Here is a 20,255-nt window from a genome sequence, read left to right as displayed (position 1 = left end):
ATCATGATCAAAGAAGCAATAATCAAGACGGTCAACAAAGAGGACCTCACGTATGACGAGGCCTATCAGGTTATGAACGAGATCATGACTGGGCGGACCACCCAGATCCAGAATGCGGCATTTCTCGCTGCATTGAGCACGAAGAATACCAATGCGGAGACCATTGACGAGATAACGGGCTGTGCCGCAGCCATGAGAGAACATTCCACAAAGATCGTACATGATGCGAAAATAATGGATATAGTCGGCACAGGCGGTGACGGGTCGCAGAGCTTCAATATCTCGACGACGTCCGCATTGGTGGTCGCGGCGGCAGGTGTCAAGATTGCAAAACACGGCAACCGTGCAGCCTCATCTAGATGTGGAACAGCCGATTGTCTGGAGGCGTTGGGGGTGAACATAGACCTCTCGCCTCAAAGATGCGTTGAACTGCTCGATGAAGTGGGTATATGTTTCATTTTTGCACAAAAATATCACACATCGATGAAGTATGTCGGTTCGATACGGAAAGAACTGGGATTTCGTACCGTGTTCAATATCCTCGGCCCTCTGACCAACCCTGCATCACCATCCATGCAGCTTCTGGGGGTGTACAGCGAATCGTTGGTGGAACCGTTGGCAAAGGTACTGATGAAACTCGGAGTAGAACACGGAATGGTGGTATACGGACAGGATAGATTAGATGAGATTTCTATAAGCGCTCCGACTACGGTTTGCGAGATAAAAAGTGGATACTACAGGTCATTCGAGATGTCCCCTGAGGATTTCGGCCTCCCTATGGGTAAAAAAGAAGAACTTGTCGGAGGCACACCCGCTCAGAATGCGGCTATAACACGTTCTATACTGGACGGAGAAGGGGGAGCCCGCCGTAATTCCATATTGATCAATGCAGGTTCGGCCCTGTATGTAGCCGGCAAAGCGGCCAACATCGGTCAGGGGATAGATCTCGCGACAGAGATCATCGACAGCGGTGCGGCTGCGTCTAAACTGGAAGAATTCATCAAAGCCTCGAGTGCGTGAGATACATGACGGACATTCTACAGACGATAGCGGAATATGCCAAGGTTCGTGTCAAAGAATCGAAAAAGCACATCTCCTTCGAAGAAATGAGGGCCTCGGCATCGTCTATGGAATGTGATACCGGATTCCCATTCGAGAAGGCCTTATCGAGCGATGACATGTCCTTCATATGCGAATGCAAACGAGCTTCTCCGTCCAAAGGAAAGATAGTAACCGATTATCCTTTCGAAAGGATAGCTGGAGAATACGAGTCCGCCGGCGCGTCATGCATATCTGTATTGACCGAACCAAAATGGTTCTTGGGTGACAATGAACATCTGAAGAAAATAGCCGGGACCGTATCGGTACCCTGTCTGAGAAAGGATTTCACGGTTGACGACTACATGATCTATGAGGCGAAGACGCTGGGCGCTTCAGCGGTGCTGCTGATATGTTCGATCACGAATAGCGACGATCTTCACAGATACATAGGGATCTGCGATGATCTCGGACTGTCCGCACTGGTAGAAGCACACGATGAACATGATATCTCATCTGCCTTAGATGCGGGCGCGAGGATGATCGGCGTAAATAATAGGAATTTGAGCGATTTCACGGTCGATCTCGAGAACAGCATAAGGCTGAGAAAAATGGTACCGGAAGATGTGCTTTTCATAGCCGAGAGCGGAATAAACAATTCGCATGATGTGGATATGCTTCGAGCATCCAAGGTGGACGGGGTGCTTGTCGGAGAAACATTGATGCGTTCTGATGATAAGAAGAAAAGACTTAACGAACTGAAAGGCGTCCAATGACGAAGATCAAGATATGCGGTATCAGGACACCCGAGGATGTGGAATGCATCAATGATCTGCTCCCCGATTATGCAGGATTTGTATTCTTTGACAAAAGCCGCAGACATGTCACGCCTGAGACGGCGGCCCATCTGCGTTCTTTGATGGACCGCAGGATAACAAGCGTCGGAGTATTTGTCGATCATTCTGACGAATTTATTGTAAAATTAGTAGAAGACGGAACTATCGGAATGATACAGCTCCATGGCAGCGAGGACGATGCATTCATCGGAACCATACGCAAACAGACGGACGTACCAATAATGAAAGCATTCGGAATAAACAACAGGAACGATTTCGAGGGGGCGATCGCGTCTTCTGCAGATATCATATTATTGGATAACGGAACGGGCGGTACGGGAGAACGATTTGACGGAACGCTGATTGACAAGGGGTCTCGTCCGTTTTTCTTTGCCGGAGGGTTGGATCCGTACAACGTGTATGACATTGTGAGATCGTTCCGCCCATATGCCGTCGACACCAGTTCCGGAGTGGAGACGGATGGGAGCAAAGATCGTCAAAAAATAAAACAGTTCATTGATGCTGTTAGAAAATCGAATGAAGAAGATGAGTAAATGACAAAGAAAGGAAGATTCGGAGAACATGGGGGACAGTACATACCGGAGACCCTGATGAATGCGGTCATTGAGTTGGAGAAAGCATATGACCGTTATAAGGCGGATCCGGAATTCGTTTCCGAATTGGATAGACTCCTCAACGAATATGCAGGAAGGCCCAGCAGATTGTATTTCGCAGAAAGAATGTCGAATGATCTGGGCGGTGCGAAGATATATTTGAAACGCGAAGACCTGAATCATACCGGCGCACACAAGATCAATAATGTGCTGGGACAGGCGCTGTTGGCCAAAAAGATGGGCAAGACACGTCTGATAGCCGAGACCGGAGCCGGACAGCACGGGGTGGCTACGGCTACGGCGGCCGCGCTGATGGGGATGGAATGCGTAGTATTCATGGGCAACAACGACATGGAACGCCAGGCCCTCAATGTTTACAAGATGAGGCTCCTCGGAGCCGAAGTGGTATCTGTAGGATCGGGTACAGGAACGCTCAAGGATGCTGTTTCCGAAGCCATGCGCGAATGGACAAATCGCATTGAGGACACCCATTATTGTCTCGGATCTGTGATGGGCCCTCATCCGTTCCCCATGATCGTCAGAGATTTTCAAAGCGTGATCGGTAAGGAGATAAAACAGCAGATATTGGAAAAAGAGGGCAGACTTCCGACTGCGATAATAGCATGTGTGGGAGGAGGTTCCAATGCGATCGGTTCATTCTACGATTTCATAAACGATGATAATGTTCGTTTGATCGGTTGCGAAGCAGCAGGGCGCGGAATAGATTCGTTCGAGACGGCCGCTACGATCAATACCGGACGTGCCGGGATATTTCATGGAATGAAATCTTATTTTTGTCAGGATGAATATGGTCAGATCGCTCCCGTGTATTCAATATCGGCGGGATTGGATTATCCGGGCATAGGGCCTGAACATGCATGGCTATATGATATCCGCCGGGCCGAATATGTTCCCGTTACAGACGAGGAGGCGGTCAAGGCTTTCGAATATCTTTCAAAAATGGAGGGCATAATCCCCGCGATAGAATCGGCACATGCTCTCGCACATGTAATGAAGATCGCCCCGGAAATGGGAAGGAACGACATATTGGTCGTCACGCTTTCAGGCCGCGGAGATAAAGATTGCGCTGCGATCGCAAGATATAGAGGGGAGGATGTCAGAGAATGAGCAGCATCAGAGACGCATTTGCCAACGGTAAGGCGTTTATTGCATTCATCACCTGCGGAGACCCCGACCTCGAGACAACGAAAAAGGCAGTAAAGGAAATGGTCATGAACGGTGCGGACCTGATAGAGCTGGGTATCCCGTTCTCGGATCCGACGGCGGAAGGACCGACCATACAGGCTGCCAATGCACGTGCTTTGAAGAACGGGGTCACAACAGACGATATCTTCGATATGGTCCGCGAGATACGTAACGATGTGAAAGTGCCAATGGTGTTCATGACATATGCGAATGTAGTGTTCTCATATGGTTCCGAGAGATTCATATCGATATGCAGGGACATCGGCATTGACGGCCTGATATTGCCCGATGTACCATTTGAAGAAAAGGACGAGTTCGATCCGATATGCCGTAAATATGGATTGGACCTGATATCGTTGATCGCACCCACATCCGAGGACCGTATATCGATGATAGCCAAAGAGGCCAAGGGATTCGTATACATTGTTTCCTCACTGGGAGTCACAGGTACAAGGGCCGAGATAACGACCGATATCGGGTCCATGGTCGAATTGGTGAGAAGGAGCACAAATATTCCTTGTGCTGTGGGGTTCGGCATCTCCAAACCCGAGCAAGCAGCGAAAATGGCCGGTCTGAGCGATGGCGTCATCGTAGGAAGCGCCATCATTAAGATCATTGCCGAAGAAGGTAAAGACTCTGTTTTTCACATAGGTGAATATGTGAGGTCCATGAAGGATGCGATCCGCGATATTTGAGGGCGGAATCGTCCACATTCCAATATCGTTCGAAAATAATCGATTACAGAAAAGCCAAAGTCTAAATATAGTATGGTACAAGGCGGGTCAAGTGACTATTGCATGGCGATGAGCAAAAAACAGTTATCGAAGCAGAACAAGGTTAAGAAAGAAAAAGCGGAGGAACTTACTCGGCAGGTAAACTCCGGAGACAACGGTGCAAAGAAGAAGCTTGCCAAACTTGAGAAGAAGATCAGGTAAATCGCTTGGTCTTTGAAGGATATCTTCTCTCATTTGACAGACTGAAAGGGATTTAATCCCTTAGTCTGTCACTGAAATATCAATAATTCACATTTTTCTGCGACCGTCTTTTAGAATTTTCCATCAGACGACATATGGTTTGTCCGGATTCGCCATTTTAGAACCTTTGAAAGATGGGCCTTTGATTTTATTTGTTAATTTACACCAAGTAACCTATTTATACTTAAATTACTATGTGTAACTTAACTTGCAGAACATGCAAGGGGGCATAAAAATGAGCTTCAAGAACAAAATAGCAGAAATGAAAAGCAACTACGCAAAAAAGAAAGCAGAGAAAGCAAAGGCAAAAGCAGAGAAAAAGTAAAGAATAAACTATTTCGCGTTCAACCCTTTTCTTTTTCTATGCCGTTTGAACGACGGCGTGGATATTTTCTCACGAACAGTTCATCGATTTTAGTTTTATAAGGATATTCTCACGGTATATCCTGTTGAATCTGAATATCTCCTTGTTTGAATCCGTATCGTTCATTTTAATCTTCATGAACGGATATAGGCCTACGGCAAATGATATCTGATACAAGACGAAATCAACGGCAGTGTTATCGTCGATGCCGGGAACGAGATGTTTTATCAATTCCTTGATTGCCCGGATATATCCTTTTAAAACACTTTCCGGTCCGCTGTTGTATTCGGCAGAGATCGTCTTTTCGATGGATGAAGAATGAAGCGACATAACGTCCATGATCCTCTTGTTCTTCATCATGACATCTGTCCATAATGTGGCGATCTCTTCCTTCGTATATTCTGAAGAAACATCGAAACTGTCCGTGAGATCGTTGCATAGGTCGTCGAGATCCCTGAGAAGTATCTCTACGAGGATCTCATCTTTCGTTTTGAAATATTTGTATATTGCAGGGCGCGTGATATTCAATTTCTTTGATATTTCTTCAAATGTCAGACCCGGATAACGCAATTTATCATACAGCTCTGCGGACACATCGAGTATATCTGAGAATCTCTTCTCTTTATTCTCTTTGCTACGTGCCCTTTTGAATTTCAGGTCCATGACAGACTCTACGATGTGTTTTGCTCTAATAAATCTTTACACCGTGTAAATTAAGTCACCACATGGTGAGTATTAACATATCAACTCAAGTTTGACAGTCTAATATTGAAAAGAGTGGACAGGGCGAGATTCGAACTCGCGACCTCTACAATGCCAATGTAGCGATCTTCCAACTGATCTACCTGCCCGGTAGGATTCAGTGATTAATTGTTCCTATTAAAGGTTTCCTAGTGGCCATCATACAGTTTTGCTGTTGAAGTCCTCTACGAGGGTGGACTGGTACCTGTGGACCTCGCCCGGAATGAGCGTCGGATACTTTCCGCATACGCATGCCAGGCACAGATCGCTCTCCGGTATGCCGACCGCTTCGATCAGACCTTTCACACTGATGTACGCCAAGCTGTCGGCGCCTATGATCTGACATATCTGATCGACGGAATGGTTTGTCGCAATGAACTGGTCGCGGGTCTTCATGTCCACTCCGTAGTAGCACGGAGCGATGACCGGCGGACATCCTATGCGAACGTGGACCTCTTTGGCTCCGGCGCTCCTCAGCATGCTGATAAGTTTCTTGAGCGTCGTTCCGCGCACTATGCTGTCGTCCACGATCAGGATCCTCTTGCCGTTGACCGTGCTCTTGATGGGATTCATCTTGGTGGACACGGCCGCCTCTCTCTGCCTCTGGTCGGGCAGAATGAACGTGCGCTCCGCAAAACGGTTCTTCATGAACCCTTCCTCGTATGGGATCTTCGATTTTACCGAGAAACCGATCGCGTGTGCACGCCCTGAGTCCGGTATCGGCATGATGAGGTCGACGTCTGCAGGGCTCTCCTTTGCAAGGATCTCGCCGATCTTTCTTCTTACATCGTAGACCTCGCGGCCGTCCATTATAGAATCGGGCCTCGCAAAATAAACCCACTCGAACATGCAGTGGGCCTTGGGGCCCGTGGTGTTGTATGGGTAGCTGATTATCTCGGTAGGGGTTATCTCGACTATCTCGCCGGGCATGACGTCCCTTATGAGCTCGCCGTTCATCGCATCGATCGCCGCAGATTCGGAGACCAGCATATATCCGTCCCTTATCCTGCCGATGCACAGCGGCCTCATGCCTCTCGGGTCCCTTATCCCGAAAAGCCTGTTGCCGACCAGCATGACCAGTGAGAACGATCCGTCGAGGTCGCCGCACGTGGCCTTAAGGGCCTTGACCGGGTCGGTGTACTGTGCCGAGTATTTGCTGAATATCTTTGTCACAAGCTCGCTGTCCGAATCCGTGAAGAAAGACCAGCCTGACGAGAGGTACATCTCCTTTAGAGAATCAAAATTCGTTATATCGCCGTTATGCGCGATGGCCAACGGGCCGTACCCGGTAGTGGCTGTCAGAGGCTGCGCGTTGCCGTTGATCCTTGACCCTGTGGTCGGATATCTCACATGACCGATGCCCACGTTACCGTGGAGTTTGCTCAGCATGTATTTTGGCAGAGCGGTCTGAACCAGACCGTTGTCCTTGACAGTATCTATAGTACCTTCAGAATTGTACACGGATATTCCAGCACTCTCCTGTCCGCGGTGCTGGATTATCATGAGAGATTTTTGCAGAGCAGGCACAACGTTGTTTTCGGAGCTGATTCCTACAACACCGCAACTGTGTTTCGGCCCTGTCATATTTCTCACTTAATCGTGGCACTTAGCCCAGGTGTAGCTCCTGAGCTTGGCGGTTTTACCGTATCCACAGGAAGCGCATGCGCTCTTCCTTACGTGGTACGAGCGTTTTCCGCACCTGCGGCATGGGATGTGAGTCCTGTTGCTGTTGTGTCTCCCCTTTGCCGATGTTCCAGTTCCCATTGTATCACTCCTTATGGCGAAATGTAAATTATGTTGTCCCCACGCACTATTGCCATTCTGTGCTTGGCGACAGGCTGACCTTCGAAGAGCTCGTCAGCGTTCTTCAGCACTACGTTCATGAACTGATCGTATCCGTCGAGGACGCCCCTGTACTCCCTTTTACCCCTGAGGACCACGATGACATTGTTGTTCACCGCTTTGCCCAGGATAGATAATGGTTTCATCATCTAAAGCCACCGAATGTTCATAAGGGGTTTACTATTTGAAGGTTTGTCAATACCTTCTTCAGCACGTCAGATGAACGCCCCTATGGCAGGTGCGTCCAAGCGGTCCATGTCATAGAATATTATCGCTTCCCTGATGCCCTCGGCACCCATCCCCGTTCCCATGAAGTGGTCCAGCATGGAAGCTCTCCAGAGAAGGTCGATCACGGAAACGGCTAGCGTTCCGTAATATGCGTTGGTCATGGAGTCCTCGTATCCCGCGGCATCGATATTGCTGTAAACGTTGCCCATGAAGCTTTCCCTGCGGTTGAGAATAGATATGTATTGTGCCAACACATCCCTTCCGCTGCCCTCCAAAGGTTTCAGAGGTATCTTCGAGGCCGATGCGAACGCCTTGTGGATAAGGTTTCCGTCATCGTCCATGACCATCCATTCCAAGCTGTCGTCGTCCGCCATGAACATATTCCAATTCCATTTTTCGTCACAGTATATCGGGACGCTCAGAGGATCGTCGGAGGACATGGATTCCATCGCGGCGGAACGGGCCGCATCGTCCAGGTCCCCGATGTCCGGATCGATCTCGGGCACGACCTCGGAAATAGACATGGCGTCCTCGGTCTGAGACATGTCCAGTATGCGTCCCAGGCAGTTCGGGTCTGTAAACTTGGAAAGCGACACCGATACGGATGTGCGTATGGCGGACGGGTCGCCCATGACCCCGGCTTCCATGCAATTCCTGTAGAACTCTTCGTAGACCTTCTTGGACTCGCGGAAGGCCGGGAATATTCTTTCCGATGCGGCCTCCACTATCCCTCTGGCTTCGGCCTCGGCATCGGCCCCCCTGCCGGTCCAGGCCCCCCTGCACGACAGGTCGAGCTCTACCGATATCTTCTCTCCGGCGTATATGTGAATAGGGAACTGCCTGCAGTATGCGGGGCGGTGCTGATATACGTCGCACTTCCTGCCATTCAGGAACACGCACGATCCGTGACCCTTTTTGAGTGCAAGTGCCAGATATGAATCCGGAGGCCGCGTCTTAACCAGGCTTTCCGGATATTTGCTCTTGAAGAAGTCCTTCTCTTCGGAAAGAACCTCGGGCTGACAGAGGCAGCACATCCCGCACTGCGGGGGACATTCGATAAACTTGCCTCTTACCTCTGAATAATCAACGTTGAAATCAACCAATTATGTCCTCTCCCATTGCTTCTCCGCAGAACTCCCCGTCCTGCAACTGGACCTCTCCCCTCAGCAGCACCATGTTCGGAAATACGGCGCTCCATCCGTCGTACGGGGTATAGCCCGCCTTGCTATGCATCTTCATAACACTGATCTGTTCGGAATTACGGAGGTCGAATATGGAAAGATCTGCATCTTTTCCGACCTCGATGGCCCCCTTGTTCATTCCGAATACCCTTGCAGGCGCAGCAGAGCACATCTCCGCCACACGCTGAAGCGATATAGTCCCCATGCGTACCATGTGCATCATTATCGGCATCGTCGTCTCTATGCCAGGGATGCCGCTCGGTGCGTAATCGAACTCCTGGCTCTTTTCATCTGCAGTATGCGGGGCATGGTCGCTTCCGATCATCGTAATGGAACCTTCCTCGAATGATTTGTATAGGGACTCCCTGGTCTTGATATCCCTCAGCGGGGGATTTACCTTGAATTGCGTGCTCTTCCCTCTGCCGGCATCGAACATTAGATGATGCATTGTAACCTCGGTCGTGAAGCCCAGAGAAGATGCCAGCGCCAGAGACTCGGCGGTCGTGATGTGGCATATGTTGATCTTCATGCCCTTGTAGGGGGAGAGACGCCCGATCGCGTTCATCTCGGCGGCCGCGGGGCGGTTTCTCAGATGGTCCATGCAGTCGTACTCGGGTTCGTGCAGCAAAAAATTGTTGTCTTCGGCGTGTACGCTCAGAACTTTTCCGGAACCGATTATGTCCTTTGAAGCTCTGGCTATCACCGAATCGTTATTTGTAAGGATATCTCCTGTGGTCGATCCCATGAACAGTTTAAACCCTGCTACAAGCGGCGCGATCTTGGCCGGTGAGCGGTTCTTCGTAATCGCGCCGAAAAGTCCGTAATCACAGTAGGAACGTCTTCTAAGACGTGCCTTCTTGTCCCTGATGGACTCGATGTCCATGGCCGGAGGTTTTGTGTTCGGCATGTCCAGCACGCATGTTATGCCTCCGCAGATGGCCGAAGTCGAACCTGTTCCGAAATCTTCCTTCTGGGTCATCCCCGGGTCTCTGAAATGTACGTGGGGGTCGATGCCTCCCGGGAGAACTATGCGGCTCGTTCCGATGTCTATTCGGTCGCCGCCCCTATCGGCCTTAGGCCCGACGAATACTATTTTCCCGTCGGTGATACCGATCTCGGTTTCCTTCAGCTCTCCGCCGATGAGCGCTCTTCCTGCAATAACTAGCTCCGGTCCCATGGCCTCATTTCCTTATTACTTCGCCTTTGGGCGATTCCTCGGCGAATATCTCGCCTTCGAACCTGTCGATGGCGACGCCTTTCTTCTTCCAAGTGTCCGAAGGCAGACCGGCCTTCATCGACAAGTGAGATAAATACTCCTCCTTGCTCCAGCCCCATTCGGCAGGGACCTGCGGGAGCAGCAGACCGCGGCGCCCCATATACGATATTATCAGGCCGTCGCGTCCGATCCGGATCTTGTTCAGAAGGTCTTCGGCCGAAGAGAATGTCATGCGTTCCGGCGGCGTCAGTATCGTAACTTCAAAGACATCCTCTGACGCTTCTTTGTATGTCAGCGGCAGGAACCTGGGGTCGTGGCACGCCGAGCGCGCCGCCGAAACGATGGCCTCTCCCAGCGGGAGCACGGGCTCCGGATATCCTATGCATCCCCTCAGGTCCCCCGAAGGATATTCGGATATGGTCACGAAAGCACCGGAACGATGACTGAATCCTTTAGGAAACTCGATGTCTTCCGATCTGCCTTCGGCCTCTGCTTCGGCAGCCTGCCTCGCCGCTCTGACCGCTGTGCGGCCGAATTCAAGATCCATCTTGCTCTTCGCTCGCAGGCTTCTTCCTTCTCCGGGTGACGGTCTTGGGGACCTCGTCGGGGGCGTCGATGGCTATGGATTTAGACTCCGCCTTCGGCTTACTCTTGGGCTTGCTCTCTTCCGCAGCGGGCTCCTCCGATTTCGGCCCTTCCTTTTCTTCCTTTATGAAGTCCGGTACCGGCATGGCCCTGAGGGCGGCGTTGATCCCCATCATCATCTCGAATCCGGCCGTCATGAAGTGACCTTGTATCTCTGGGTCCATTGCTACCTTATAGAGCTGTCTGACCGTATCTTCGGCGCCCCTCTTGGCCTTGTCTGCATGCTGGCGGGCGCTGTCTATTTTTTCTTCGTACATGCTCTCGGCTGCCTTCCTCTCCTTTTCGATCAGGGCCTCGATGAACTCCCTGTTCTTGTAGAAGAAATCCTCCATGTCCGATCTAGAGCTGCTTTTGTCTTCCTTTCCGTCTTCGCCCATCTTGTCACCTTGCTCTGTTATCGGCGTTCTGCCGTTTTAGCTTAACTGTGAGCTCCCCGCCCTTGAGCTCGGCCCCTATTACCTCCGCGTTCTTCAGCGTCAGCGGCAACGTTATGGTCCTCTTCTGGCTCCCCACATGGATGATGAGGGCGTCGCCTCCGCCCTTGAACAGTTCCACTCTGTCTTTCTTCACGAACGGCATCTTGATTATCAGATGGTCCGTCCCGTCCACCGTCTCGAAGCGCATCGGGCTCTCAGTGGCATATATCTCGGAGGGGTCCGAATCCCCGAATATCATATCGGCCATGTGATCCAAACCTGCCGGCCCGCGGAGTTCGGTGGGCATCTGGTAGGCATACATCATCTTCAGCGGATCGAAGGCGTGATGTATCTCTTTCATGTACTTCTCCTGCTCAGCGAGCCTGTCCTTGAAGTATCCGTCCTCCATCCCCTCTTTCGGATACACTTTGTTAACTATCAGGCACTCCACCGTTTTATTGTAAAGACATATGTATGTGTAAGCGCGCATGGTCTCGTTTATCACCATGTGCTCGGGATTGAGGACCAGGCGTATGGTCGTCACTTCCGGGTCCTCCAGCAGATACTTCACTTTTGACATCTTGACCTTGATGTCTTCTATGCTATCCATGACTTCCTTGTTCGGAAGAGGAAGGTCGATGACCCTCGACACTGTCACTCTGGCTATGGATACGACCCTCTTTAGCAATGAGTACATCCTGTCGATGTACCAGTTTGATATATCCGGAAAGCTCAGGAGCCTCAGGGTCTCGCCGGTGGGTGCCGTGTCCATTATGACTACGTCGTAAGAATCCTCTTCCTTGAACTGCAACACATAGAACAGGGCTGCGACCATCTCCATCCCGGGTATTATCGCCATCTCTTCTGCCGTTATGTCGCCAAGTCCCTGCGAGAGCATGAATGCCGAGATATAATTGCTGATCTCGGACCATTTTGTGTTCATCTCATGGATGATGTCCACCTCAAGGGCGTCCAGGTTTTTCTCGATGTTCAGGACATAAGGGGGGAGTTCGACCCCCAGGGAGTCGCCGAGCGAATGAGCCGAGTCCGTGCTCATTATTACCGTCCTGTACCCTTTATGGGCCAGCCTGCGAGCGGTAGCGGCAGATACAGAGGTCTTTCCGACTCCGCCTTTGCCGGTGTAGATTATGATCCTCATGCATTCTCCAACGCCTGTAGTGTATAAAAGGTTAGAGAAAACACAATGGTTGATTGGATTACTGCCAGAAAGTACACCGGAATGGAACTTTGGAATTCGATAGCATGGTGTAGAAAAATCCAAAATCTGGCACAATTTTAGGTAGGGTGCCGAGGATGGGGTTCGAACCCATGACCTTCGGATTTCCCTGGAAGAGGTCTGTTGACCAGAACCCTATGAGTCCGACGCTCCACCAGGCTGAGCCACCTCGGCATTAATTGGTTTGTCCGTCAATTAGATTAGTATATAAGTAGTTTTGTGGGCCCCCTTTTTAAGGGGGCCTCACTCAGCTCAAGCGACCTCTGGCTCTTCTGCCTCGGCTGCTTTCGTGTCCGGAGACTCGGGTTCCTCTTCCTCAGCAGGCTGTGCCTCGATTATGGATCCGGGTTCCTCGTTTCCGCGCGATGTCACTTCGGACTTGCGTATCTCGATCCTCTTGATGGGGATGACGACGCGGCAGGCCCTCGCGACAGTCTTTGCCATGTCGCCCGAGATGACGGATTTGATTATGTCGGCGATGGTCATTTCTTTGCCCATCTGGACTATGGTCTCTCCGATGATACGCCTCATGGCCTCCTCCTGGGAGGTCTGGATGCGGTTGTCGGCGATGCTCATGGTCTTTATCCTCATTCCGAAGCCGTCCTTCGTAACGATGTCCACTACGTGGTCGGTCTTGGTCTTCTTTCTGCGGGTCAGTCTCCTGACGTAATCCACGGTGAGGTCCTGGCCCGTGAACACCGTTTTGGCGTCATATCCATCGACCTCGGTGATCTTGAATTTCAGCTTTATGTGCATCTTCGAGAAGTCCCCGGTAAGGTCCTGAACCGTGACCTCGGACGTCCTTCCGATAAGGTATTCAGGGTCTGCGGACGGAGTGTCTCCGATCTCGACCTCGTTGAACATGCGGGGAGCACGTACCTTATACCATTCCTTCGCCTTCCACTTGTCCTTCACCTTGCGGCTTGAACTTCCTTTCTTACCTGCTGCCATTAGAATTCTCCAAGGATTGTAATGAAAGGAGTGATTCGATATTCCTATTAAAATCTATGTGGAAGGTATTTATCAAAACTTAGTAGATAATATTGCATAGCCAGCATATTTTTGATTGCCCTTTGTGTATCATATTTTTACAGAATGGTTGATACCGCTCATATATTAACATTGCCGGCCGGCGGGCTCGTCAAAGACGTAAAAAAATAGAAAAAGGGGCGAATGCCCCTTTGAAAGGTTTCAGAGCGTCACGGGCACTTTGTGCGCTTCGAGACCGAGGTCCTTGGCGTTCATGCCCATAGCTATGCCGTACAGTTGGGACAGGTGGAGCACCGGAAGCTTGAATCCGAGCTCTCCCTCTCCTGTGTCGAACTGCAGGTGGCAGAACGGGCAGATGTCCACGATGTACTCCGCGCCGCCTTCGACCATGTTGTCGAGGTTCTGCTTGGTGAGCTTCATAGCGACGTCGCCGAGCGCGGACCTTACTCCTCCTCCGGCTCCGCAGCACATCATCTTCTGCCTTCTGGGCATGCTCTGTGCTCCGGTCGCCTCGACGAGTTCGTCGAGAACGTGTGCGTCCTCGGGGTCGTCGATCGCCTTGTGCTTGCTGGGCTTCAGGAAGTGGCAACCGTAGAAGGTCGCTACCTTGTAGTCGATGGGGTTCGTGATGCTCGCTTTGAGCTTCTCTATGCCGACATCGTTGTAAAGGACCTCTGCGAAGTGGCGGACCTTGGTGGTCCCCTTGTACTCCATTCCGATTTCGGAGAGGATCTCGTTGACCTCGGCGAGCTTCTCAGGATGATTGTTGAGCTCATGGGCCGCGTCGAACAGGGACCCGAAACATCCGTTGCATATTGTGACGATGTCGAGTTCCATCTTCTCGGCGAGCGCAAGGTTCCTTGCGGCGGCGGCGAGCCATGCCTTTCTGCTGAAGGCCCTTATTACACCGGGGGCCGGGCAGCAGCTTGCATCGGTCAGGTCGACGAGCTCGATCCCGAGGGATTCGCACACTACTCTCGTTGACTTCTCAATTCCGGGGTATCTGAGAGGCGCGATGCATCCCAGGAAGAAAGCGTATTTTGCCATTTATATCACTCCACTATCTTGTCGAAGCCTGCTGCGGCCAGTATTTTCTTGAGCTGGTCCATTGCCGCGGGGTTGGCAATCACTGTGGGAGGCTCTGCGGACAGTCCGAGCGCCTTCCTCTGTTCCCTCACCTTGTCATTGATGCTGACGGTGTGACCGATCGAATAAAGGGATTGCGCGGTCTTCTTGTGGTTCTCGTACATGTGACCTTCTGCGACGGCCATGTTCCTGAGGGTAATTATTATGTCAACAATAGGAACGGTACGGGGGCACCTCTCTTCGCATGCATAGCATGTGGTGCAGTCCCAAAGGTCCTCTCCTTCGAAAATCTGTTCCTTCAGTCCGAGCTGTGCCTGCCTCATGAGTTTTCTTACTCTGTAAGAGGTCTGTCTTCCGGAGGGGCAGCTGGCAGTGCAGGTACCGCACTGGAAGCACATTTTGACCTCAGCGCCACCGGCGTCTGCGATCTCTCTTGCAAAATCTACATTTGGTGTTACCATGAGTACTACCTTTGGGTTGGACTATCTTGATTATATTTAATAGCGCACGTCCCGAATCAAAGAGCATTAGCCTTTTGGTTAAACCATCACTCTATATGTCTTGAAAGAAGGGTCTTGTTAAGTTTTGAAATTGTGCGGTTGTCGGTGCGGTATATGGCGTTGATGGTATGCCTGAGCATCTTCGGGTCCACGGCACTCTTGAGCCTCAGTCCTTTTCTGACCAACAGGAACTCGTCGATAAAGAAGCTCTTGTTGGAGCCGAGAAGCTCGGGAAGAGAATATGTCACGGAATCGATCGTGTATTCCCTGTCCTCAGAATCCAAATACATGTACGCCACCCGCTGGGCGCCGTAGCGGTAACGTATGAACGACGGCCCGTTGTCCACCATCACCATGCCCATGAAACCGACCTCCGTCCACTCGAATTCCTCGGCTTCGAAGAGGAACATCGGATCGTCTAGGACAGCGTAGTCGGCAGTGTGTTCCTTCATCATTCTGAGATTGTTCTCGTCGTCGGATATTATCAGTTCTGCGTCGGTGAGCTTGAGGGCCGACATGACAGACATCATAAGGTCCTCGGTCACGGGGCTGCAGCATATCGTGAAACGGCGTTCGTCACGGCACCGGAGCGTGGTCGCCTGGTGCTTATCCAATATTTCTCTGCCCGCCGCGGTCAATCTCGTTCCCGACGGCGTAGAGACCGTTACCGGGATACCGGCGGCGGCCTCCACCTGAGATACATACTTGTGGACCACGGGCACGGATATTCCGAGCTCGGCGGCGGCGGCGGTCATGCTTCCCGACCTAAGTACGGCGGAAAGAACCTCGAGCTGCCTGTTGGTGACGGTTTTCCCATTGATGACCTGGTACGTTTCGGTCCTGATGTCCACGGATGTATCAGTTGTTCGGCGGTATTAACCCTTACGGACGTTGCGGAACGGTAATAATGTCTGACACGGTTCCCTGTACGGATGTCCGAGAAACTCAAAGATGCTACGATCGTGGTCGGCCTCGGAAGCCCTATCATGAGCGACGACGCCGTAGGGCTGAAAATAGCTGAGCACGTGGGAGACCTGGGCATCTCCGACATCGAGACCAGGCAAGAGGCGATAGGGGGCCTCGACATACTTCCCGTGATCAGCGGGTTCCGTTTTGCCATTATCGTCGACAGTATTCTTACAGGCAACGTCCCCCCCGGGACCGTTATGATATTCGACCCCGAGCACTTCGATCACACCGTGGTGCCCGCATCCGCCCATGACGTCAATCTCGCCACGGCGATAGCCATCGGCAGGCAGATGGACCCCGATATGATGCCCGAGTCCGTGAAGTACGTTGCCGTTGAGGCCTGCGACATACAGACGGTCAGCGAGAGCATGACGCCGGACGTGGAGGCCGCAATACCCAGCGCGGTGAGCGCCGTCCTGCACCTGATCTCCGAGTTCCGTAAAGGCTGATCAGAACTCCAGTCCGCAGATGTCCATTTCCTTGAGTTTTTTGTTGCTCTTACCAAGTATCACCGCGTTGAGCGTTTCGGGACGGATTATCTCTCCGGCCGCCTTCATGACGTCCTCTTCTGTCACCGCATCTATCTTCGATATGGTGTCCTCCAGGGAATACAGCCCACCGGACAGCATATACTCCTTGGCGGCGCTGGTCAATCTGCGGCCGGTCGATTCCTGGGACCTGATTATCTCTCCCTTCAAGAGCCTCTTGGTGCGCTCCAGCTCACCGTCCTCCAGTCCCTCGTTCAGGAACTTGCGCAGAACTTTGGCAACGGCATCGATGGAATTTTCAACGTTCTCGGCCGTAGACGACATGTAAATGCCCATGTAGGAGGCGTCGGTGCTCTGGGCGACGGACGAGAAGACGGAATACACGAGGGCATTCTTCTCCCTGACCTCCTGAAAGAGCCTTGACGATGTGCCTGCGCCGAGCACGGACGACAACATCCTGAACGGATAGCGTAGATCGTCGGCAGGGGACCTGCAAGACGGGAATCCCAGCGCCACCTGGTAGTGGTCGGCCCTGTTGGACACGAACCTGTATTTCGGTTTCGGGACCGGCGGCGGCGTGCGCTTAGGGGCGGTCGCGGCCGCCATATCGTCGAACTTTTCGGACGCCCATCTGACCGATTCCTCCTCGCTGACGTTGCCCACCGCGAATACGGCGAGATTCGGCCTGCCGTATCTGTCTTCATAGTAGGTACGGAGGTCTTCGGACGTCAGCTCCTCGACGATCTTCTCTTTGCCTCCCTCTCCTTGCGAGAGCTTGTGCCCTTTCCATATCGTCTCGTCGAACAGATCGAATATGTACGTCCCGGGATCGTTCTTCACCATGCTGAGCTCCTGTAAAACGATCTTTTTCTCCAGTTCGGTATCTTCGTGCCCGATCAGCGGATTGGCGACTATATCTGATACCATTTCCCTGGCCACATCGGCGGTCTCGCTTATGGTGAGGCCGAAGAAACCTGTGACCTCTTTGCCTGTGAACGCATTGAGCATGCCTCCCGCGCCCTCCATCTCCTTTGCCATCTGATATGACGAACGGGTCTCGGTGCTCCTGAAGACCACATGCTCTAAAAGATGGGATATGCCCATAACGTTCTTGTCCTCGTCCCTGGACCCCGTCCGGACGGCTACCAGATAGCCCGCGCTGCGGCATCCCGGTATACTGTCGGTTATTACCGGGACTGCGGCATCCGTCCTCGATTCAGATATTCCTTTCATTGCCCCGTAACCGTGGAACAGATTAATAGAATAGTGCTAATTACGTTCCATGTCCGATTTTAAGGTATTCAGGTACGACGACGGCAGGCTCAACGACGCCATAGCGATCGTCGGTTTTCCCACGGTGGGCCTTGTCGGCTCGATCGTGACCAGCTACATCGTGAGAGAACTGAAGATGCCTATACTCAGGGGAATGTCATCGGACGACGTCAGCCCTTACTGCATCCTTATCGACGGCGAGCCGTACCCTCCCATCCGCGTGCACGGACTCTGCAGAAAAGAAGACAGCAAAGACTGCAGCGACCTTATGGTTGTGACCTCGGAGATCGCCCCTAACATCACCCAGTGCTATACACTGACGAACGAGCTTCTGAACATGTTCAGAGACTACGGGGTGAAGAAGGTGATCTGCCTCGAGGGCATACCTCGCTACTGCAAAGACGACGTTATGTACGCATGCGGGAGCACCCCCGAAGCCAGAACGATGATCAGGTCGTTCGGAGTGGAAGCTTTGGAGACGGGCATGATAAAAGGGCTCACCGGGATAATGCTCTTCGAAGGGAAAGAACGCGGCATGGACATCATAACTTTACTGTGCCCCGCGGACCCCAAACTTCCCGACCCACGGGCTGCCGCCGGCGTGCTGGACCAGCTTGCAAAGGTCATCCCAGAGCTGAAGGATATGGACACTTCTCCCCTGGTGCAGGAGGCAGAGGAGCTGGACAGAAGGATACGCGCCCAGAACGAGTCGGACGCTCCCAAGGCCCTCCCTCAGGACCAACACATCTACGGGTAACCGTTATATTCGAATTCCTCTTTGGTGCAAAACATGTATCTGATACCGTCAGAATTCTTTGTGACGTCGAGCTCGGCCGTCAGCTCCGTTTCGGCGCTGAATGCTTTCGACCGCGCGCTGATCACTGCGGGCATCGGAGAGCAGAACCTCGTTTCCGTTTCTTCGGTCATACCCATCGGTTCGGTGCTGACAGATAGAAAGGAAATGCCCATGGGGGCGGTCACCCACTGTGTTCTGGCACAGATGAGGGGATCTGAGGGCGAGACGATTTCGGCGGGAATTGCTTACGCTTTGCGCCTGGACGGCATGGGCGGATATGTCGCAGAAGGACATCTCCACGGGTCCGAGGATTCTCTGAGGGAAGACCTAAGATGGAAGATGAAGGAGATGGGGCGTATCAGAGAGGTCGAGCTGGGAGAGATCGCGTTCGCGACCCAGGAGCTTAAGATCCCTACAGACAACTATGGATGTTGCATCGCGGCGCTTGTATTCACGGAGTACAGATGAAAAATTACGCAGTTACCCCGTGCTCCTGCGGAAACCTCAGAGTAATAGATCTTTCTTCCGAGACCTCAGATTGCCCCTATTGTGGAAAATCCATCAATAACGAAAGTGCCAGGGTGCTTTACAGCGACGTCGATCCAAAAGCAGCGAGGGACGCTCTGGCCCGCCTAACAGGATTCGAGGCACCTCCCCGAGACCCCGAGGTCAGGAAGCGCATCGAAGAGGCCGACCCCCTCTCCACACTTGAGTACAAGTACGAAGGATGCTCTGACGCAGAGCAGAAAATGGAACTGCTGGCACAAGGGCTTACCAAAATATATGGAACATTCACCATAGATGATGTACGTAAGGTCGAAGGCCGCGACCCTGAGAAAATCTTGAAGGGCATGATCGAGCTTTGCATTGTTTTCGAGGCCGAGCCCGGAAGATACAAAATATGATCATCTTGGTATGTCGTCCCTCTTTTTACCTTCCTGCCTGAGCACTTCCCGCACTACGTTGGGCAGGCTGACGAACGCCGTCTTGTAGAAATAGGCGGCCGCTATGACAAGGCTCATTGCAAGTGCCAGATATGCTCCGAATCCCTCTGAGTACATAAACCAGGGCACGAGCACCAGTTGGAAGACCATGTTCACCAGCACCGCCTGGGCCGTGAATTCCGCTATCCTTGTCTTGGCTACGGCCTCGCCGACCGTCAGGCCCGCGGCCCCGAGGACCATCGTCTTAGATACGGCCATTATAATCAATATCACAATGCCGGGGGCATCGATGGAGCCTGCCAGCTCCAGCAGATAATAGGTCATGCCCATCGACATGGTCGCCCCGAGTCCGAGCCCGAGTCCGTAACCGTAGAACACGGTATCCGACTTGCCGTGGAACTTTTTTAGATTGAGAACCACCAGAAGGATCAGACATTCCAGGAGCGAGAACATTATCGCATTGATCACCACGTTCCCCCAGAAATATGTGTAGACCGAGAACAGAACAGTTCCTGCTATGAGGCCCACCACGAAAAGCATGAAGAAAGTGGGGTCGCTGAAAAAAGGATTTTTGACAGCTGGATATGTGTACTTTCTGAGTACCGCATACATCATTATCATGGCAGGTGCTATGCCTATCACTGCCGCCAGCCCGAAGGTCAGCTCCATGCC

25 protein-coding genes and 2 tRNA genes are annotated in these 20,255 nt (G+C 52.0%); 10 read left to right on the top strand and 17 right to left on the bottom strand.

Annotation, left to right across the window (positions count from 1 at the left end; translation table 11 throughout):
• Positions 1-3 precede the first annotated feature (3 nt).
• From trpD to VB016_01035, 6 genes are all read left to right on the top strand, one after another.
• Positions 4-1,020, top strand: a complete 1,017-nt coding sequence (trpD, locus tag VB016_01060) for an anthranilate phosphoribosyltransferase (protein MEA4977133.1) — start codon at positions 4-6, stop codon at positions 1,018-1,020.
• Between the two features lie 5 nt (positions 1,021-1,025).
• Positions 1,026-1,814: an indole-3-glycerol phosphate synthase TrpC gene (gene trpC, locus VB016_01055; GenBank protein MEA4977132.1), complete on the top strand. Its 789-nt coding sequence runs from the start codon at positions 1,026-1,028 to the stop codon at positions 1,812-1,814.
• On the top strand, positions 1,811-2,428 hold the full coding sequence (locus VB016_01050; GenBank protein ID MEA4977131.1) for a phosphoribosylanthranilate isomerase: 618 nt from the start codon (positions 1,811-1,813) through the stop codon (positions 2,426-2,428). Before trpC ends, VB016_01050 begins: the two co-directional genes overlap by 4 nt.
• Positions 2,429-3,616: a tryptophan synthase subunit beta gene (gene trpB / locus VB016_01045; GenBank protein ID MEA4977130.1), complete on the top strand. Its 1,188-nt coding sequence runs from the start codon at positions 2,429-2,431 to the stop codon at positions 3,614-3,616. It begins immediately after the preceding gene.
• The gene (gene trpA / locus VB016_01040) at positions 3,613-4,389 is read left to right on the top strand and encodes a tryptophan synthase subunit alpha (GenBank protein ID MEA4977129.1); all 777 of its coding nucleotides are present in this window, start codon (positions 3,613-3,615) and stop codon (positions 4,387-4,389) included. Before trpB ends, trpA begins: the two co-directional genes overlap by 4 nt.
• Positions 4,390-4,491: 102 nt before the next feature.
• A complete protein-coding gene (locus VB016_01035; GenBank protein MEA4977128.1) occupies positions 4,492-4,629 on the top strand; it encodes a hypothetical protein in 138 nt (45 codons plus the stop codon).
• Positions 4,630-5,062: 433 nt separating this feature from the next.
• Here VB016_01035 and VB016_01030 read toward each other — a convergent pair whose 3' ends face one another.
• The 15 genes from VB016_01030 to VB016_00960 all read right to left on the bottom strand — a co-directional run bounded on the left by VB016_01030 (position 5,063) and on the right by VB016_00960 (position 15,965).
• Positions 5,063-5,695 carry a TetR/AcrR family transcriptional regulator gene (locus VB016_01030; GenBank protein ID MEA4977127.1) on the bottom strand — a complete coding sequence of 211 codons (633 nt, stop codon included), beginning with the start codon at positions 5,693-5,695 and terminating at the stop codon, positions 5,063-5,065.
• 115 nt (positions 5,696-5,810) lie between these two features.
• A tRNA-Ala gene (locus tag VB016_01025) sits at positions 5,811-5,883 on the bottom strand.
• A 49-nt stretch (positions 5,884-5,932) separates the two neighbouring features.
• Positions 5,933-7,357 (bottom strand): amidophosphoribosyltransferase, encoded by a 1,425-nt coding sequence (gene purF, locus VB016_01020; protein ID MEA4977126.1) that lies wholly within the window; start codon positions 7,355-7,357, stop codon positions 5,933-5,935.
• Between the two features lie 9 nt (positions 7,358-7,366).
• Positions 7,367-7,537 carry a 50S ribosomal protein L37e gene (locus VB016_01015; protein ID MEA4977125.1) on the bottom strand — a complete coding sequence of 57 codons (171 nt, stop codon included), beginning with the start codon at positions 7,535-7,537 and terminating at the stop codon, positions 7,367-7,369.
• A gap of 11 nt (positions 7,538-7,548) precedes the next feature.
• Complete coding sequence (locus tag VB016_01010) at positions 7,549-7,761, bottom strand: LSM domain-containing protein (GenBank protein MEA4977124.1); 213 nt, start codon at positions 7,759-7,761, stop codon at positions 7,549-7,551.
• Between the two features lie 69 nt (positions 7,762-7,830).
• Positions 7,831-8,946 (bottom strand): YkgJ family cysteine cluster protein, encoded by a 1,116-nt coding sequence (locus VB016_01005; GenBank protein MEA4977123.1) that lies wholly within the window; start codon positions 8,944-8,946, stop codon positions 7,831-7,833.
• Positions 8,939-10,201 carry a dihydroorotase family protein gene (locus tag VB016_01000; protein ID MEA4977122.1) on the bottom strand — a complete coding sequence of 421 codons (1,263 nt, stop codon included), beginning with the start codon at positions 10,199-10,201 and terminating at the stop codon, positions 8,939-8,941. Before VB016_01000 ends, VB016_01005 begins: the two co-directional genes overlap by 8 nt.
• Positions 10,202-10,205: 4 nt before the next feature.
• Positions 10,206-10,787, bottom strand: coding sequence for a TIGR00296 family protein (locus VB016_00995; GenBank protein MEA4977121.1), 582 nt, complete (start codon positions 10,785-10,787; stop codon positions 10,206-10,208).
• Entirely contained in the window at positions 10,777-11,262 is a 486-nt protein-coding gene (locus VB016_00990; protein MEA4977120.1) for a hypothetical protein, read from the bottom strand. Before VB016_00990 ends, VB016_00995 begins: the two co-directional genes overlap by 11 nt.
• A gap of 4 nt (positions 11,263-11,266) precedes the next feature.
• The gene (locus VB016_00985; GenBank protein ID MEA4977119.1) at positions 11,267-12,460 is read right to left on the bottom strand and encodes an ArsA family ATPase; all 1,194 of its coding nucleotides are present in this window, start codon (positions 12,458-12,460) and stop codon (positions 11,267-11,269) included.
• A gap of 147 nt (positions 12,461-12,607) precedes the next feature.
• Positions 12,608-12,712: transfer RNA gene (locus tag VB016_00980), tRNA-Met, on the bottom strand.
• Between the two features lie 78 nt (positions 12,713-12,790).
• Positions 12,791-13,489 carry a 30S ribosomal protein S3ae gene (locus VB016_00975; GenBank protein ID MEA4977118.1) on the bottom strand — a complete coding sequence of 233 codons (699 nt, stop codon included), beginning with the start codon at positions 13,487-13,489 and terminating at the stop codon, positions 12,791-12,793.
• A gap of 240 nt (positions 13,490-13,729) precedes the next feature.
• Positions 13,730-14,575 (bottom strand): CoB--CoM heterodisulfide reductase subunit B, encoded by an 846-nt coding sequence (gene hdrB / locus VB016_00970; GenBank protein MEA4977117.1) that lies wholly within the window; start codon positions 14,573-14,575, stop codon positions 13,730-13,732.
• A gap of 5 nt (positions 14,576-14,580) precedes the next feature.
• A complete protein-coding gene (gene hdrC, locus VB016_00965) occupies positions 14,581-15,075 on the bottom strand; it encodes a CoB--CoM heterodisulfide reductase subunit C (protein ID MEA4977116.1) in 495 nt (164 codons plus the stop codon).
• Positions 15,076-15,161: 86 nt separating this feature from the next.
• Positions 15,162-15,965 (bottom strand): LysR family transcriptional regulator, encoded by an 804-nt coding sequence (locus tag VB016_00960; GenBank protein ID MEA4977115.1) that lies wholly within the window; start codon positions 15,963-15,965, stop codon positions 15,162-15,164.
• Positions 15,966-16,046: 81 nt separating this feature from the next.
• On the opposite strand from VB016_00960, the gene VB016_00955 reads away from it, so the two are divergent.
• Entirely contained in the window at positions 16,047-16,532 is a 486-nt protein-coding gene (locus VB016_00955) for a hydrogenase maturation protease (protein MEA4977114.1), read from the top strand.
• Here the strand turns inward: VB016_00955 and VB016_00950 are convergent, their stop codons facing one another.
• A complete protein-coding gene (locus tag VB016_00950; protein ID MEA4977113.1) occupies positions 16,533-17,804 on the bottom strand; it encodes a pitrilysin family protein in 1,272 nt (423 codons plus the stop codon).
• 49 nt (positions 17,805-17,853) lie between these two features.
• Here VB016_00950 and VB016_00945 point away from each other — a divergent pair, with 49 nt between their 5' ends.
• From VB016_00945 to VB016_00935, 3 genes are read left to right on the top strand one after another with little or no spacing between them, the layout of a single operon-like run.
• The gene (locus tag VB016_00945; GenBank protein ID MEA4977112.1) at positions 17,854-18,600 is read left to right on the top strand and encodes a PAC2 family protein; all 747 of its coding nucleotides are present in this window, start codon (positions 17,854-17,856) and stop codon (positions 18,598-18,600) included.
• A gap of 33 nt (positions 18,601-18,633) precedes the next feature.
• Complete coding sequence (locus tag VB016_00940; GenBank protein ID MEA4977111.1) at positions 18,634-19,107, top strand: pyruvoyl-dependent arginine decarboxylase; 474 nt, start codon at positions 18,634-18,636, stop codon at positions 19,105-19,107.
• Positions 19,104-19,544, top strand: coding sequence for a hypothetical protein (locus VB016_00935; GenBank protein ID MEA4977110.1), 441 nt, complete (start codon positions 19,104-19,106; stop codon positions 19,542-19,544). The genes VB016_00940 and VB016_00935 overlap by 4 nt, the downstream gene beginning before the upstream one ends.
• Here VB016_00935 and VB016_00930 read toward each other — a convergent pair whose 3' ends face one another.
• The gene (locus VB016_00930) at positions 19,545-20,252 is read right to left on the bottom strand and encodes a hypothetical protein (GenBank protein ID MEA4977109.1); all 708 of its coding nucleotides are present in this window, start codon (positions 20,250-20,252) and stop codon (positions 19,545-19,547) included.
• Positions 20,253-20,255: the final 3 nt, after the last annotated feature.

This window comes from Methanomassiliicoccaceae archaeon (assembly GCA_034928305.1).
In the GTDB taxonomy this organism is placed as follows: domain Archaea; phylum Thermoplasmatota; class Thermoplasmata; order Methanomassiliicoccales; family Methanomethylophilaceae; genus VadinCA11.
This window is presented reverse-complemented; position numbering and strand designations above follow the sequence as displayed.

What these genes read in the sequence shown, in the direction of transcription:
- VB016_01050 (MEA4977131.1), top strand. Translation starts at nt 1,811, where the DNA reads ATGACGAAGATCAAGATATGCGGTATCAGGACACCCGAGGATGTGGAA.
- VB016_00945 (MEA4977112.1), top strand. Translation starts at nt 17,854, where the DNA reads ATGTCCGATTTTAAGGTATTCAGGTACGACGACGGCAGGCTCAACGAC.
- VB016_01035 (MEA4977128.1), top strand. Translation starts at nt 4,492, where the DNA reads ATGGCGATGAGCAAAAAACAGTTATCGAAGCAGAACAAGGTTAAGAAA.
- VB016_00955 (MEA4977114.1), top strand. Translation starts at nt 16,047, where the DNA reads ATGTCCGAGAAACTCAAAGATGCTACGATCGTGGTCGGCCTCGGAAGC.
- VB016_01000 (MEA4977122.1), bottom strand. Translation starts at nt 10,201, where the DNA reads ATGGGACCGGAGCTAGTTATTGCAGGAAGAGCGCTCATCGGCGGAGAG.
- trpD (MEA4977133.1), top strand. Translation starts at nt 4, where the DNA reads ATGATCAAAGAAGCAATAATCAAGACGGTCAACAAAGAGGACCTCACG.
- VB016_00930 (MEA4977109.1), bottom strand. Translation starts at nt 20,252, where the DNA reads ATGGAGCTGACCTTCGGGCTGGCGGCAGTGATAGGCATAGCACCTGCC.
- VB016_00985 (MEA4977119.1), bottom strand. Translation starts at nt 12,460, where the DNA reads ATGAGGATCATAATCTACACCGGCAAAGGCGGAGTCGGAAAGACCTCT.
- trpC (MEA4977132.1), top strand. Translation starts at nt 1,026, where the DNA reads ATGACGGACATTCTACAGACGATAGCGGAATATGCCAAGGTTCGTGTC.
- trpB (MEA4977130.1), top strand. Translation starts at nt 2,429, where the DNA reads ATGACAAAGAAAGGAAGATTCGGAGAACATGGGGGACAGTACATACCG.
- purF (MEA4977126.1), bottom strand. Translation starts at nt 7,357, where the DNA reads ATGACAGGGCCGAAACACAGTTGCGGTGTTGTAGGAATCAGCTCCGAA.
- VB016_01010 (MEA4977124.1), bottom strand. Translation starts at nt 7,761, where the DNA reads ATGAAACCATTATCTATCCTGGGCAAAGCGGTGAACAACAATGTCATC.
- VB016_01015 (MEA4977125.1), bottom strand. Translation starts at nt 7,537, where the DNA reads ATGGGAACTGGAACATCGGCAAAGGGGAGACACAACAGCAACAGGACT.
- trpA (MEA4977129.1), top strand. Translation starts at nt 3,613, where the DNA reads ATGAGCAGCATCAGAGACGCATTTGCCAACGGTAAGGCGTTTATTGCA.
- hdrC (MEA4977116.1), bottom strand. Translation starts at nt 15,075, where the DNA reads ATGGTAACACCAAATGTAGATTTTGCAAGAGAGATCGCAGACGCCGGT.
- VB016_00975 (MEA4977118.1), bottom strand. Translation starts at nt 13,489, where the DNA reads ATGGCAGCAGGTAAGAAAGGAAGTTCAAGCCGCAAGGTGAAGGACAAG.
- hdrB (MEA4977117.1), bottom strand. Translation starts at nt 14,575, where the DNA reads ATGGCAAAATACGCTTTCTTCCTGGGATGCATCGCGCCTCTCAGATAC.
- VB016_00990 (MEA4977120.1), bottom strand. Translation starts at nt 11,262, where the DNA reads ATGGGCGAAGACGGAAAGGAAGACAAAAGCAGCTCTAGATCGGACATG.
- VB016_00935 (MEA4977110.1), top strand. Translation starts at nt 19,104, where the DNA reads ATGAAAAATTACGCAGTTACCCCGTGCTCCTGCGGAAACCTCAGAGTA.
- VB016_01030 (MEA4977127.1), bottom strand. Translation starts at nt 5,695, where the DNA reads ATGGACCTGAAATTCAAAAGGGCACGTAGCAAAGAGAATAAAGAGAAG.
- VB016_00950 (MEA4977113.1), bottom strand. Translation starts at nt 17,804, where the DNA reads ATGAAAGGAATATCTGAATCGAGGACGGATGCCGCAGTCCCGGTAATA.
- VB016_00940 (MEA4977111.1), top strand. Translation starts at nt 18,634, where the DNA reads ATGTATCTGATACCGTCAGAATTCTTTGTGACGTCGAGCTCGGCCGTC.
- VB016_00995 (MEA4977121.1), bottom strand. Translation starts at nt 10,787, where the DNA reads ATGGATCTTGAATTCGGCCGCACAGCGGTCAGAGCGGCGAGGCAGGCT.